The organism is Marinobacter sp. EVN1, from assembly GCF_000475375.1.
In the GTDB taxonomy this organism is placed as follows: Bacteria; Pseudomonadota; Gammaproteobacteria; order Pseudomonadales; family Oleiphilaceae; genus Marinobacter; species Marinobacter nauticus.
Window position 1 is genome coordinate 1 of the sequence record NZ_AXCB01000033.1, and the last position, 13,201, is coordinate 13,201.

The 13,201-nt window shown below is 47.7% G+C and carries 13 protein-coding genes; all 13 read right to left on the reverse strand.

Annotated features, from left to right (window positions below):
- A partial coding sequence (locus tag Q674_RS33905; RefSeq protein WP_036199544.1) for a hypothetical protein occupies window positions 1-414 on the reverse strand: 414 nt, incomplete at its 3' end.
- 469 nt (window positions 415-883) lie between these two features.
- On the reverse strand, window positions 884-3,613 hold the full coding sequence (locus tag Q674_RS33910) for an AAA domain-containing protein (protein ID WP_023009278.1): 2,730 nt from the start codon (window positions 3,611-3,613) through the stop codon (window positions 884-886).
- 10 nt (window positions 3,614-3,623) lie between these two features.
- Window positions 3,624-3,869 carry a hypothetical protein gene (locus Q674_RS33915; RefSeq protein ID WP_023009279.1) on the reverse strand — a complete coding sequence of 82 codons (246 nt, stop codon included), beginning with the start codon at window positions 3,867-3,869 and terminating at the stop codon, window positions 3,624-3,626.
- 148 nt (window positions 3,870-4,017) lie between these two features.
- The gene (locus Q674_RS33920; RefSeq protein WP_023009280.1) at window positions 4,018-4,560 is read right to left on the reverse strand and encodes a DinB family protein; all 543 of its coding nucleotides are present in this window, start codon (window positions 4,558-4,560) and stop codon (window positions 4,018-4,020) included.
- 92 nt (window positions 4,561-4,652) lie between these two features.
- Window positions 4,653-5,315: a DUF4145 domain-containing protein gene (locus Q674_RS33925; RefSeq protein ID WP_031210242.1), complete on the reverse strand. Its 663-nt coding sequence runs from the start codon at window positions 5,313-5,315 to the stop codon at window positions 4,653-4,655.
- 108 nt (window positions 5,316-5,423) lie between these two features.
- Window positions 5,424-6,023, reverse strand: a complete 600-nt coding sequence (locus Q674_RS33930) for a DUF4760 domain-containing protein (RefSeq protein WP_023009282.1) — start codon at window positions 6,021-6,023, stop codon at window positions 5,424-5,426.
- Window positions 6,024-6,097: 74 nt separating this feature from the next.
- A complete protein-coding gene (locus Q674_RS33935; protein ID WP_023009283.1) occupies window positions 6,098-6,676 on the reverse strand; it encodes a hypothetical protein in 579 nt (192 codons plus the stop codon).
- Between the two features lie 237 nt (window positions 6,677-6,913).
- On the reverse strand, window positions 6,914-7,717 hold the full coding sequence (locus Q674_RS0120870) for a hypothetical protein (protein ID WP_023009284.1): 804 nt from the start codon (window positions 7,715-7,717) through the stop codon (window positions 6,914-6,916).
- A gap of 126 nt (window positions 7,718-7,843) precedes the next feature.
- A complete protein-coding gene (locus tag Q674_RS33940) occupies window positions 7,844-10,009 on the reverse strand; it encodes a hypothetical protein (protein ID WP_031210244.1) in 2,166 nt (721 codons plus the stop codon).
- 141 nt (window positions 10,010-10,150) lie between these two features.
- The gene (locus Q674_RS33945; protein WP_023009286.1) at window positions 10,151-10,525 is read right to left on the reverse strand and encodes a DUF4440 domain-containing protein; all 375 of its coding nucleotides are present in this window, start codon (window positions 10,523-10,525) and stop codon (window positions 10,151-10,153) included.
- A 529-nt stretch (window positions 10,526-11,054) separates the two neighbouring features.
- Window positions 11,055-11,450: a hypothetical protein gene (locus Q674_RS33955; protein WP_023009288.1), complete on the reverse strand. Its 396-nt coding sequence runs from the start codon at window positions 11,448-11,450 to the stop codon at window positions 11,055-11,057.
- Between the two features lie 171 nt (window positions 11,451-11,621).
- Window positions 11,622-11,963, reverse strand: a complete 342-nt coding sequence (locus Q674_RS33960) for a hypothetical protein (protein ID WP_152526079.1) — start codon at window positions 11,961-11,963, stop codon at window positions 11,622-11,624.
- A gap of 796 nt (window positions 11,964-12,759) precedes the next feature.
- Window positions 12,760-13,173 carry a hypothetical protein gene (locus tag Q674_RS33965; RefSeq protein WP_023009290.1) on the reverse strand — a complete coding sequence of 138 codons (414 nt, stop codon included), beginning with the start codon at window positions 13,171-13,173 and terminating at the stop codon, window positions 12,760-12,762.
- Between the last annotated feature and the right edge of the window lie 28 nt (window positions 13,174-13,201).

The following is a 13,201-nucleotide window of genomic DNA, read 5'->3' on the forward strand; positions in this document are numbered from 1 at the left end:
CCTATGAGAAATCCGGGTTAGAAATGCTTTTTTGTCTACAGCCCGCACTGCTGCCACAACATAATCTGCTATTTCATTTCCCGAAGATCGACCGAGGCTCTTTGTTGGATTTGGATCAGGGACTAATTCTAACTCGATAGAGTTAGACTCTTCTGATTGACGGCTGCCTTTTGCCGCTATCATCAAGCTGGCCCCTCCGCCCGTATCCTTCTCCAACTTGGTTGCAAAAGTTACCGTGGCCAATTTCAACGGTGGCAATGAACTACCTTTTGTTTCTTCGCCAATCTGATTTACCGCAATTTGCAACTCATCAATAAGGTTTCCTACAGCAATACCCGTTTCTCTAGGAGTGCTAAGCTGAGCACAGCCTTGGACCAAAAATAATGTGAAAAAAATCAGAATACTACGAGTCATGACCCTTCCTCCCTGAGGCTTCGGTAAAAGTTATAACAGCAACTAGACCGAAGTCTTCATTATTGCAAAACGTGGCTTCCACATTTCCGCGCGTCGTTATTCCACACAAACGAAGAACCTACTCAAACTTAGATCCAGCTTTTCAGTAGCTTAAGAAGATCTCCCCCTCAACTCTCGTAATATCCCGCGCAATAACGAGTAATTCCACATTACTCTCTTCTGCCAACTTAGTTGACACACCACCTGCCAGCCACCCCAATATCCAAATTTCACCCAAAAAAAAGCGCCGGGGCTTTCGCCACCGGCGCTGAGGGAGTCTTGCGTTTTGTCGTTTTGCGTTGTCGCTTAGGCCGCCATCAGTTCAATCACGTCAATGCCATACAGCGTGGTGGTACCATTCACTTCGTTGCCCACCGCCAGCACTGGTTTGCTGTTCGGGCTGCTGCCTGCGGGGATGAAGGCGAAGCCTTCAGGGCAAAGGTCGCGCGCCTCTATTACTCGATGCCTCTAGGAAGTTGGTGATCTTGTCCTCGATACCACTCTCGATGGTTCGCAAACGCAGAATTTCGATACCGCATTTTTCCAAAATACTGTTCTTTAGGGCATCCCGCGCTGCCTGATCAGGTTTGTCGTGCGAGCCACCATCGACTTCGATCACGCCAAAGGGACGCTTCCCCACTTTAAAGTACAACACAAAGTCACAACTGGCGCGGTTGGCCAAAAAATTTAACTCTCGAGTCGTCAGGTCGGAATTCGCTGGTGATGCCACCTGATTCAAAAGAACTTGATCATGATAGATGACCCCACCGTAGGCAGTATGCGCTAGTACTTTGCGGAGCAAATTCGCGACTATCTGCTCGGACTTATATCGCGAGTCCTCTGACCGCAACCTAGCATTGAGGCGCTCAAGGGATTGGTCGTACTCCTTGTAAAGAAGGTCGAATGCCGATACGACCGGTGCCCTCTCCACCTGATCGCCCTGACCGTAGTATTCGATGTAACGAATGAGTGCAGCAATGTGCGCGTTGTTAGCAATAAAGACGTCATCCCCTGTGACCAGGGTGAATTGATTTTTGGCCCTGGACACTGCCACATTCACCATACGAGGGTCATCAACGAAATCCAGCCGCTTCTGGCATTGGTTGGAAGGCTTCTTGTCCAACACTGTGGAAAAAACGATTTCCTCGCACTCGCGCCCCTGAAACTTGTGGACAGTGTCTTTAACAAAGTCCTCGGGCAAGTAGTCGCCTGAAAGCTTCACTTGGGCGCGGAAAGGTGCGATGAATCCTCGCCCTTCTTTGTCCACCCAAACACCTTTGTCCTGCGCCTCTTCGCCACTAACCTTTAGAAGGGAATCCAACTCTCTGAGGTTCGTATTTCTCCGAGCGTGATTACCCTTAGCTGTTACAACCAAGCGCATGGGCATGTCACCTTCACCCTGAGTCATTGGAACCAGGGCGTTTTCATAGAACTGCTGATTGCAGAACTGGATAATACGAGGGTGGCAACGGTAATGCTCTTTCAGCAAGGTTCTGGGCAGAGCGTCTTTAAAGACGCCAATGCATGAATCCAACAAACTGTATCGTTCGCAATCGTACTCATCCGACGGAGCTTGAATACCCAGTTTCGTGGGAATGTGTGCGAGCTGACGGCTGTCACCGACAACGATCAGATTCTTCGCACACCCCAAGGCCAGAATTCCGGGCATTATGTCCTGCTGGGAGGCTTCGTCGATGATAACGTAATCGAGGATGGCGCCTGGTGCGATTGAGTTGACAATAGAATGGGTGCTACTGCCAAGGATCGGGAAACGGCGTAAGAAATCGTCGAAATCGTTCCGGTATGTTCGTGCTTCGAAAACCTTTTGTTTTGGCGCTTTCACATTCAGCTGATGCTTCAGGTAGAGCATCGAAGCGGTGGTTAAAGAGTCCAGCAACTTCGTGAACTGAGCCTTAGCTAGTGACTCCTGGCAGGCCTGTAATTCGGCCTCTTTCTCCCGCAACGATTGATCGTAGTAGTGCATCTGAAGGGCATGAAAGATCGTCTGCCGAGTATCCTCGGAGAAAGGTCGGGCACGAAGAATTCTGAAGTTGAAAAATAGTTCAATACGGTCTTTCAGCCGGACACGCCTACCTCCCAAGTAGGAGACGTAGGCCATTAGATCGGCTACCTTTCGCGGCGACAGCCCATATTTCTCCAATGAAGAGGCTGGCTGAACATCGTTTTCTTCTTTCCATTCTTGCAAGTAGCGGCGCTCAATTTTCAACTCGTCAATCTCAGCACTCAACTGAGCGGCGAGGTTCTGGTCGTGAAGATATTGCTTCAGCTTTGAAAGCAGCGCCTGAATGTCACCCATGGTTGGCACTGGCTCGCGCTCAAGCGCATTCATTTGCAAGGTTGGGAGATCGTTAAAAAAAGCATTCCGGTTGTCTTGGCTACCCAACTTAGCGACGAGATAGTCCAGCCCACATTTTTCCAGCTTTTCATAAACATTGCCCACCGCCGAATTATTATTCGACAACACGGCCACCGTTTTACCACGCAGCAGGATATTGGCCAGAATATTCAGGATTGTCTGGGTCTTGCCCGTGCCTGGAGGCCCTTCAACCATGCTGACTTGGGCGCTAAACGCTCGCTCCACAGCAGCCAATTGGCTTTCGTTAAGACCAAACGGAAAAATAAGCCCCGCACTGGGCTCTAGGGTTCCATTCCGTCCAGTGCAGTATGCGTTTAAGGCGGTGTCAGGAGACGCAGGGAGCTTTTCCAACTGACGAACTATATTAGCTGCCATCGGACCTTGACTCGAAGAACCGGCACGCCTCTGACGGGTCCGCGCCACAGAGTTAAGATAACAGAACACCGATGATTTCTTCATGCCTGTCGTCGGCACAAATTCCACATTGTCGACATAGTAGACGTAGGGTTTCTCTTTGCCTGGATAATACACAACAGCGAAGCGGTCTCCGTAAACCGTGACCCTCTCAACGGGCTGGACAATCGAGCTACCCCGCCTTTTTAAAAGCGACTCACCCAACTCACGGGTAGGAACGACTCGGCAGTCACTGAGGGGACGAGTGAAGGTCTTTTTTGAAGGGAAGTAACACGTCAGATCAAGCGTCTCTTGCTGTTCATTCCAGCGTATACGCCAGTCGGTAATTTGATTGGTTTTATCCTCTTCGCCGACGTAGATTGAAACCATAGATTTGAACTTATAATCCCTTGCTTTTGAGGACTAAGCGCTCCGGGGTTGGCCTTCGGATAACATATCTGTCCCGGTTTTCGTTTTTACCAAACTTTTCCTTCATCGGCCCCAGCTTCGCAAGTTTATGAGGCGCAACCTGTCGGGCGACCAGCGTGTATAGCCCGAAGCCCAGACAAAACAAGCCAATGAGAATATTCAAATCCATTTGTAACTCTCCTTTCTTTAAACTCTGGGGGTAGCGTTGGCTGCTCATGACAGTTCCTCCTATGCTCTAATCATAGGCTAGGAGTGTCTAGTAGACCGGGGTAAGTCCAATCATAGGCTAGGTGTGTCCACTAGACCGGGGGAAGTCCAGTTTGGAGGCGCACCGCGCCGGAAAACCGGTCCGCTGGAGCCCCTGGTTATACAGTGTTCTGATTCGGGATCAGTGCTAGCAAATCCGTTACCCCAACATCTTCGCCAGATTGCGAAAGTAGCGTAGTTACCTGCCCCCGATGATGAGTTTGATGATTGAAGAAATGATAGATCAAGGAGGAAAATCGTTTGGTGGCGGGCACACCCTTGGTATTTTGATAGCTGAGAATAAAATCCAAATCACTATCAGTGAGCCGTGTAATCCATTTGATGATTTTCTCATCTAGCCACTTTCGGTGGCTATACAATTCATCAAGATCTTCGAAAATTATTTGGTTGAGGTTTTTGGGAGCCGCTAGCTCAGTGATTTCACGTAGCGGTTCAGCGCTTGCTGGTTGTGCAGCAAACCTCTTGAGCCAAATCGTATCCCCAACAACGATATGATTTAGCGTACCCAATATTGAACCAAAGAAGGCTCTTCGATCTTCTAACAGAGCCGATTTGCTCAGGTTGCCTGCGGCTCCATATACCTTCTCATTCATCCACCGATTGTATTCGGCCATCAGCTCAAAATGTTGTTTCAGGCTCATCTGACTGAGGTCCTTCTACTGTATAACGCCCGACTCACGCGCCGGTTTGGAGCCGCAAAGCGGCGGAAAATCGGTCGCTGTGCAGCCGTTTGTTAAGACAAATGTTCAACAAGGAAACGCTGAACATCCTTTATCATGTCGGCGACGTCGGATTCGGAAAATTCCGACCACTTTCCATGCGCTGCATTATTGCGAATGTCGGCTATTGCAGTAATCCGCTTTTGTTGGAGCTTGGTGTAAACGCCCTTTTTGGCCAGCGCTCCATTCATTTGATCTAGTTTCCCGTGAGGTATCGACTGCTGATCGCACAGATCTCTGAGCGTGGTTTCAAGTACAACTCCCGAAACAACAGCCGCTGGCCCGGTGTAACCTTGATTCAAAAGCTCCTGGGCCTGCTCAAGTTCGCTATCAAATAGTTCCGCTTGGACTAGACTGCGGATCGATGCGAGGTGGCCACCCTGGAAGTCACTGCGTGCGGCGGCGAAAACGGGTTTAAGACGTTTAAAAATGTCGTAGTTCGAGTCAAAGGTTTGAACATGTTCCGCGTTTGAGAAAGCCTTCAAGTGTTCGCTGCTCTCGCCACAGGCGCGGGAAATTAAACTTCTCGCTTTCAGCCGCCATTCGTCAAAGGTTTCACCATCGACATGAAAGTAACTGCCGTACTCACCATGCTTTTGCTGTTTGGTAGTTTCGACCAGTTCTGCCTCCGCGCTGAGCTCGTCAAACCTCTTTGAATGTTTGTTTATCAACATCATCTCCCTTTGGAACCCGGAAAGGTCTTAACGTTGCCAGCATGCGCGGCTTTGTAGTGGAGGCGAAGCCGCAACGAAAAAGGCGTCGCCGTGCCTGGCCTTGTTAAAGACTCAATCGGTATGCTCAGATCGCATCCCATAATTCGGCCGGCCCGCCTTGCCTAGAAAAACCTCGCTCACTCGAAGACTTTTTCTTTCGTCTATAAGCCTTGCGTCCCATAAAAGAGCCAGCTTTTCAAACTCAATGAGCACATCCGGTTGCCCTTTAAACTTTCTATAGAATTCGATGTAGTCTTGATACATTCGGTACTTCGCGACGACTCTACTACCATGCATGTGGTAACTGATCTCTTGATCGATTGCTCCAGCGAAGTAGGCGCAGGCGTATACTTCGATATCGTTCAAAAAGCGATTAAATGGAGTTTCAAGGTTATAGTTTCCAACAATTTCCCTAATCGACTCATCTGAAATTGCGTCGTCCTCAACAGAGACTCCCTGCGCACGTGCATTTTCTTTTGCTCTAATCTCAAGCTCGATACTTCTTTCAAGATCAAAAAAGTTATATGTCGCGTGGATCCTGTGCCAACGAGAGGTCTGTTCTAGTGAAATATTGGCGGTTCGCAATTGCCTCCAAACTAATAGAACGCCAACTACAGCTACCAATACCGCTGCAATAGGAACAACGTCTCGAGTAAATTCTTGAAGGCCCATTGATACCTCTTTAACGCCTGCGTAGTGGGCCGCTTTGGAGCGACAGCGGAAAATCGGTCCCGTTGACGCAATGGTTATCTATCACCAAACTCACCTATTTTCTCCAACAACCAATCAGCCAAAGCTGTGGGCACTAGAAGGTTCAGTGAGCCGCTACTCCACCTTCCAATACCTTCATCATGAAGCAGCCCCTTAGAAATGAGCTCTGAGCAATACATTTTCAAAGCCGCTTCCGACAATTGATCGAATTTAGAAATCAAAGGAGGTACGTCATCAATAATCTTGTTATCAATAAGCGGGATGATTTTCAGTCCTTCGAAGCTCTCTCGATCAGAGACCCTAAGGTTTGTGACGATTACCAGAATTCGGATATGTATGTCAGTTAAGTCCGATACTAATCGCACTGCAGCTTCAGCCTCATCCCAGTTTTTATCTCCACCAAGGCAGCTACCAACTAGCGCAGCGAATCTATCGATCCTGTCTTCTGATCTCGTCCTCACTACCCTTTCGTAGGCGGCCTGGAAAAGATCGAAGAAGCCTTCTTCATCTTCCTGACTAAGCGTGCAGTTTTCGAGAGCTTCAAGTCTCGTGCCGAGCTTCTCCAAAAACGCGTCCACTCGTTTTTGTGCGAACTCTTGCCCTTTCTTGCTCAAAATCAGATCTATTGAACTCCCCACATAGGGTAGGGCTAAGACCAAAGATCGTGTCGAAGTCGACTCCCCATACAAAAGAGAGCCTCGGGTGGATAGAGGAACATCTTTCTGTGCAGCAATCTCATGCTTTCGACTTTTACTCACGTCTCACCCTTTGAGAGATAACGCCAGCCAGCATGCGCGGCTACGGAATGAAGGCGAAGCCGCAATGCAGTAGGCGTCGCGTGACTGCCCTTGTTAATTCTTTACCACAACATGAGTATGGTTATTAATTGGAATTATTACTATTTCCTTACCTGGAAATGTTAAATAAATATTTTTAGGCGTTAATAATATAAGCCTTCCAGATATAGCACTCTCTGAGTCCTTAGATTGATCATATACCTGAACTATTTGACCGCCTCCCATATTAAAACTTCTTAGGCCCATAGCAACCGCTTCGGCCGTTGCATCTCGAAACAAAAATGGCAAGAAAATCGTTGCGGCCACAAATAAAATTGGTGCAAGCCAATTTTGCAGAGATTGTTTTAAGTTATGACCTACTAATGAATAGAAAAACATACAAAACACAAGAGATATTCCAATAAGCCAAAAAAACAACTGAGGCTTTCCAGCCGAGAGTGTAATCTCTAATAGCAAATAATGAACTACCCATGAAACGACAACGGCAGTCCATGTCAGGAATCTAAATTCATTTTTCCCCTCGTGCTTTTCTTGCTTCAACCCCAATTTCAAGAAAAGTAGAAATCCATAAAAATATAGAGAGATGAAAGTAAGCAAAATCGCAGAAGCAGCAACGAATGTATTTAATCCAAAAACGCCATCGACAAAGAAATCATAAGAGAAGAACCGTGCCTCATGCATGTATATTAAAAAAAGATAGAATGGCAAAAAACCAACCCAGGCAGCCGTAATTATTGCAACCGCGATTCTCGCGGCTACCTGAACCGGTTTTAGCTTTACCTCCTCTTCTTTCTCAGGGGCCAAACCCAAGAGCCTTGGCTTCGTCAGCCAGTGTTCCTTCGAAAACTTAAACGTCATCTCATACTCTCAAAAAATTAACGCCCAGCACAGCCGCCGAAGGTCGGCCTGCTGCTACTTGTTAACTGCTTTTTAAGGGTAGAGATGGCAACATCTATCACCATTAATGGTAGGGAGTGGATAAACCTAGTCACTGACTGCATCCTTACTGATAAAGATGTTTTCCGGCCTACCTAACTGTGAGTACAGCATCGTCTCTACAAACTGGAAATTTTCACAAATAACACTCCTGATCTTTTCTTCATCCAGCTCAGAGAGCTCCTCTATAAGACTGATGAATTTATCCTGCCAATTTTCTGTAGACGAATTTATTAAATAATTAGCCTTTGCATGAATTTCGGAATATTGCTCGCCATCAATTAGCTTAAGCATATCCCTCATGCCCATCAGAACATCCGTCACATATGACATTCTTAGCATACCAGTTATAACCTCTCTCCATGAAACGACCCCATGTTCAATCAACATTGGTAAAAACTTCGAAATCCGATATAAAAGCCTGCCCACAAATTGACCGGAATGAATAGCATTTACTGGAGCATACGTCCCTAAAACGCTTACGGCCCCACATCGAAACAAGCCATTAGCCACAGATGCATGAGATCCATCAACAGGGTGTGTACTACATGCACTTAAAACAACCACTGGTGGTATTCGGCACTTATTTGCGAGCGACCACACGTCAAGCTTCTCACCGCCAATATGTAGCCAAGCGTAGCCTTCTTCTCCACCATGCCCTCCATGGCAATCAAATATAGTAATTATCCCTTTATATTTGTTTAGTGTATTAATTAGTTCCTGCTCGTTAGATACATTCACAATTTTGACATTGATATTTTCATAACTCCCCGAATCTTTAAATATGGCGATAGCTTTCGAAAGATGATCTTTTATTGGGTCCTTTGGATCAAAGGATCGAATTACCAATATTTCGGTAAATGCCGAGTATGGGATAATAATCCTCTGTGACCTCAACGCTGCCGGCCCGAGCATATTCCCTGGGGTAGGGAATATTCGTGAAATTTCGTGCGTAAACATTAATGGAAATCCACTTATACTTATCCATTCTATCGGGAAGTCACAGATGGATAGTATTTTTGTTCTATTTTCGAAAGCTGCCTTAAAAAGCTCTTCTCCAATATCCTTTCTTACGGCCTCGCCATATGACTTTAATTTCTTGTTTAGATTTCGGACATTTTTTTCTTTTGAAGGCGAAGGGGATTCTATTAATGAAGCAATATTCTTTAAGCGATCGTGATGGAGCATAACGCCGTTAGGAAGTCTAATTGCCGGGCAAAACTGATTAGATGATAAGACTGAAACAATTTCTTTAAATAAAGATAATTCTATCTGCCTATCAGAAAGAAGACTCCCAACCACTTCGTCCTCATATGGATTGAAATCATCACCATCATCCATCTGTAACACAAAATTGGAAAAACCTTTATTGCGAACCAGAGCGTTCTTAACAAAGTCTCTTTTGGCTTTGGGCAGGGTTCTATATAAATCATTCCACATTTTGCTTTTGGGTTTATATAGATGGGAGTACATCGAAGCGCAAAAAACAATACCATCGTTTTTTATGGCACTCGCCGGGAAATCGAACTCAGCTCTAATACCATCAATTAGGGACGTTACCTTTATAATCCCCTTGCTGTGCTGGTCGATATCAGCAGAAGGTTTCACTTCCTCCACCTCGTCAATCTCATAGCCGCAAGAAATCAGTGCTTTTGCAGAGGGTGTTGTGCAACTGTGATTAAGCGGCGGGAAAGGAAACCGGCGTTTTTCTCTACTTTCTTTCTCTTGGGATGCCAAATACTGAGAAATCTCAGAATTAGGATTTTTTTGTATTAAAAATTCTCTGATATCATCAATTGCACAGGAAATAACATTTTCATCTACATCATCAATATGAATCGCATCTTGATGTTTTTTGCAGGAAATATGAACTGGCTTAAATGCGAATTTATCAGACGCTTCAATTGCCTTATCTATTGTTTCCTCTGTGCTCCAAATAAAAGTAAAGTAGCTACTGAAATCCACATGCTTATCATCAAGAAGGTTTTCGTTGACATGATTAATGTCTAAAGATGAGCCCATCATCTTAGAGGCAACAAGCGACTTGAAATTAAGCCGAGTTTCCAATATGTCATGTGGAACCCAAGAAAGGCAGGATAGTATCCTGCCGTAATCCATTGCGACTTCTCTTGAGAAGCCCTGGAAAAATGTATAGTTTATTTCCTTTAGGCCAGACGGCATCACAATAATATGATGAATCGTTGTTGTGGTCATTCCACTTCCAATTTGAGGGTCATGTCTATATTCGGCGAACAGTTAACGCTTAGCACAGCGGCGACCTTGGAATGGCGACGAAGGAGCCATGGAAAGGGCGTCCGGCGGCCATCGGCCGCGTACTGCTGCGACTTGTTAATTTTAGTTTCGGGCTGCGCTATAGCTCAGACTGACAACCCGCCAAGCAGCGCCATCCCATTCCCAGGTTTCGAAGAACGAGACGACCGGCCCTTGGGATTGCCCAGAAGTGGTGTACCCCTGACCAGCGACTGTGGTGCTACTACCAGAATCCTGAATGGTTAACTCAGTATCGTTTTTTTGCCCGCCATGGGGAAACCAACTTCCATTACGCTTGGCTGACGAGATCGCGTCGATTTGGGATTTCTTGGATTGGACACCGCGCTCGGTAGTGACCGTAAAATTATCTGCCTGGACTCGAGCAAGGTGCTCAACGTCTCCTGCGAAAAAAGCGGAGTACCAGTTTTCTCGTACTTGTTTCAGATCTTCGTGATGCATGGACTGCTCCCTGTCTTTAGAAATTAACGCTGATGGTAACCGGCGCCGAAGCGCAGCGGAGGGAACCAAAAGCGGTACGCTTTTGGCGTCCGGTTGACCGCCTGGTTATGAGCCAGACTAGCGCACACGGATATTGTCCAACTCGGATCTATAGATTTCCTGACCATTATCCACCAATGACAGCTCAATACTGAGATCTGAGAGACCCTCTTCTACGGTGAAAACTGGTGCTACCACGCTCCACTCTTTCGGCGTACTTCCCGTGACCTCAACGATATCTAGTTCGACTGAATCTGGATACGGGACGAGTCGACATCCGTAATCAGTAATAGCCTCCTCAATTTCATCCGCACTTAGCCTGATACCATTGGTGAGCTTCTCCACGGCCTCGTAATGCTGACTCTGAAGCAATGAATAGATGTGCCTTACTGTGGATTCAATCATTCGGGCTCATAACGCATTTGTTTAGCGGCGCCCCGACAGGGGCGTCCGGTGGAGGCCGCAGGCCGGAACAAACTACAACAACTTGTTAGGTCTCTGGCCAACCAACTGGCCACTGTTCTTGATGTGAACGTGCTGATTCATATTTCGCCTCATCTGTGCTCAGGAGGCTCTTGCACTTTGCTCCAAGCCTGAAAAACTCGCCCTTTTCGATTGGCTTGCCATTCTTGCCGATGTAGAAGCTTCCCCGCGCCCCTTGGTAGTTTGGTAAACGAGCCAAGTCCACTTCAACGGAGAGCGTAGCCCCCTCAACTTGAGAACGCGAAATGCCATGCTGCTCTAGATCTTGAGATAACCATGCATGCAATTCATGCGCAATGGATAATGGTTTTACAGGCTCGCCATTGAAATGGCACCTCAGGTTTAGCACGTCGATCTCCAACATACCCGAACCAAGCTCCTGAAGCTCCTTGTAGGAGTTCATAAGCCGCCATCCACAGAACATGGCACATAGTGTTTCGGCTGAATGGTTGAGGCGTTTACGGCGCATTTTGAGGAGACCTAACGCCGAAGCACAGCGGCGACCTTGAAGTGGCGCCGAAGGGGCCACGGAAAGGGCGTCCGGCGGCCATCGGCCGCGAACTGCTGCGCCTTGTTATGCACGCTGGGTCACCTTGCGAGACGCCACGATAAAAATGATTAGCGGTAGCCATACCAAAATAGCCAGAATTGCCGCTTTGAAGCTATAGGGTGCAAACATTAGCCCGTAGACCGCCCATGCTGGAAGATTGAGCCAAACCGACGCAATGTCAGATGCCCAAAACCCCTGACAGTGAAAACCAATCACCATTGCATCGGTAAGATAGCAACCGGCAGATTCAGCGGTCAGCGCACCACGCCCGATAAATACTGCGACGAGGATATCTGCCAACACTGCCAAACCGATCAATGTCAGCGCTCCACCTGATAATTTTTTAGCGATTGACCAGTTCATCATCCTGCATAACGCTAGCGGTAACCGGCACCGGAGCGACAGCGGAGGGAACCAAAAGCGGTACGCTTTTGGTGTCCGGTTGACCGCCTGGTTAAGGGCCGGTTACCCGTGGTTTTGTTTTGGCACACGATTCCGAATGCCTACTCCCCGATACTTTGCACCAGCAGGACCCATGGCGCCAGGAACCAGAACACTGAATGGGCGGGTTTTGTCCGAGGTAAAGCCGGATAGCCCCGCCACCTTTACACCCAATTTTCTACCAACACCGATGACGAGCCGGAGGGTGTGTTTCTGCCGTAGCCGAACACCATTTCACCGGCCTTGCACCACACCAAAGAACACCGAAACCCAGGCCTTTAACGCGAAGGTAACCGGCGCCGGAGCGCCAGCGGAGGGAACCAAAAGCGCCACGCTTTTGGCGTCCGGTTGACCGCCTGGTTAAGGGCCGGTTACCCGTTGTTTTGTTTTGGCACACGATTCCGAATGCCTATTCCCCGATACTTTGCACCAGCAGGATCCATGGCGCCAGGAAACAGAACACTGAATGGGCGGGTTTACCCGGAGGATTCGCCGGATGGCCCCGCGACCTGAATACCCGATTACCGGCCAACATCGTTGACCGACTGAGGGCTGTTTTCTGCCTGCGGGCAACCATTGAAACCGGAGCCAAACACCATACCCAAGAACACGACAGCCTGGCCTTTAACGCTTTTGTTCAGCGGCGACCTTTTTGCAGCGAAGCGGAGAAAAGGGCGTCCGGTGGAGGGCCGTAGGGCCCGAAACATACTGGAACAATTTGTTAGGACTCTATCAGACGATCTACAAAGTGTTCATGCATGCGATACATAGGGCAGTTGCCTGGTGTTATATCTGAAATGAACCCCTCTCTCTCAAGAAACAGAACTGCTGGCTGCAAATTCGGGAGCTTGTCTGTGTGGTACTCAAAACACGACTCAGTCAGAAAACCAATCGATGTCTTGCTGGACTTGACGAAAAAAGCCCTAGTGTCTCGATGTTCAGGATGAGAAAAATCCGCTCTCATCTCGTCGATGAGATCAGGAAACCGAGTCTCCACTTCCCGCCACAAACGATTGTTTTCCTTAACCTGCTTTTTCTCGCGACGAGAGTCAGTGAATCGGTCAGCCATGTAGTTACCGGCTGCACCAGTAGCAGTACCAACGAGAAATCCGACTGCAAGTGAGAGAATATCCATATCGTCCTAACGCCAGAGCGCACCGGCG

Coding starts and splice junctions, on each gene's coding strand:
- Q674_RS33910 (WP_023009278.1), bottom strand. CDS start 3,613: ATGGTTTCAATCTACGTCGGCGAAGAGGATAAAACCAATCAAATTACC.
- Q674_RS33915 (WP_023009279.1), bottom strand. CDS start 3,869: ATGAGCAGCCAACGCTACCCCCAGAGTTTAAAGAAAGGAGAGTTACAA.
- Q674_RS33920 (WP_023009280.1), bottom strand. CDS start 4,560: ATGAGCCTGAAACAACATTTTGAGCTGATGGCCGAATACAATCGGTGG.
- Q674_RS33925 (WP_031210242.1), bottom strand. CDS start 5,315: ATGATGTTGATAAACAAACATTCAAAGAGGTTTGACGAGCTCAGCGCG.
- Q674_RS33930 (WP_023009282.1), bottom strand. CDS start 6,023: ATGGGCCTTCAAGAATTTACTCGAGACGTTGTTCCTATTGCAGCGGTA.
- Q674_RS0120870 (WP_023009284.1), bottom strand. CDS start 7,717: ATGACGTTTAAGTTTTCGAAGGAACACTGGCTGACGAAGCCAAGGCTC.
- Q674_RS33940 (WP_031210244.1), bottom strand. CDS start 10,009: ATGACCACAACAACGATTCATCATATTATTGTGATGCCGTCTGGCCTA.
- Q674_RS33945 (WP_023009286.1), bottom strand. CDS start 10,525: ATGCATCACGAAGATCTGAAACAAGTACGAGAAAACTGGTACTCCGCT.
- Q674_RS33955 (WP_023009288.1), bottom strand. CDS start 11,450: ATGAACTCCTACAAGGAGCTTCAGGAGCTTGGTTCGGGTATGTTGGAG.
- Q674_RS33960 (WP_152526079.1), bottom strand. CDS start 11,963: ATGATGAACTGGTCAATCGCTAAAAAATTATCAGGTGGAGCGCTGACA.
- Q674_RS33965 (WP_023009290.1), bottom strand. CDS start 13,173: ATGGATATTCTCTCACTTGCAGTCGGATTTCTCGTTGGTACTGCTACT.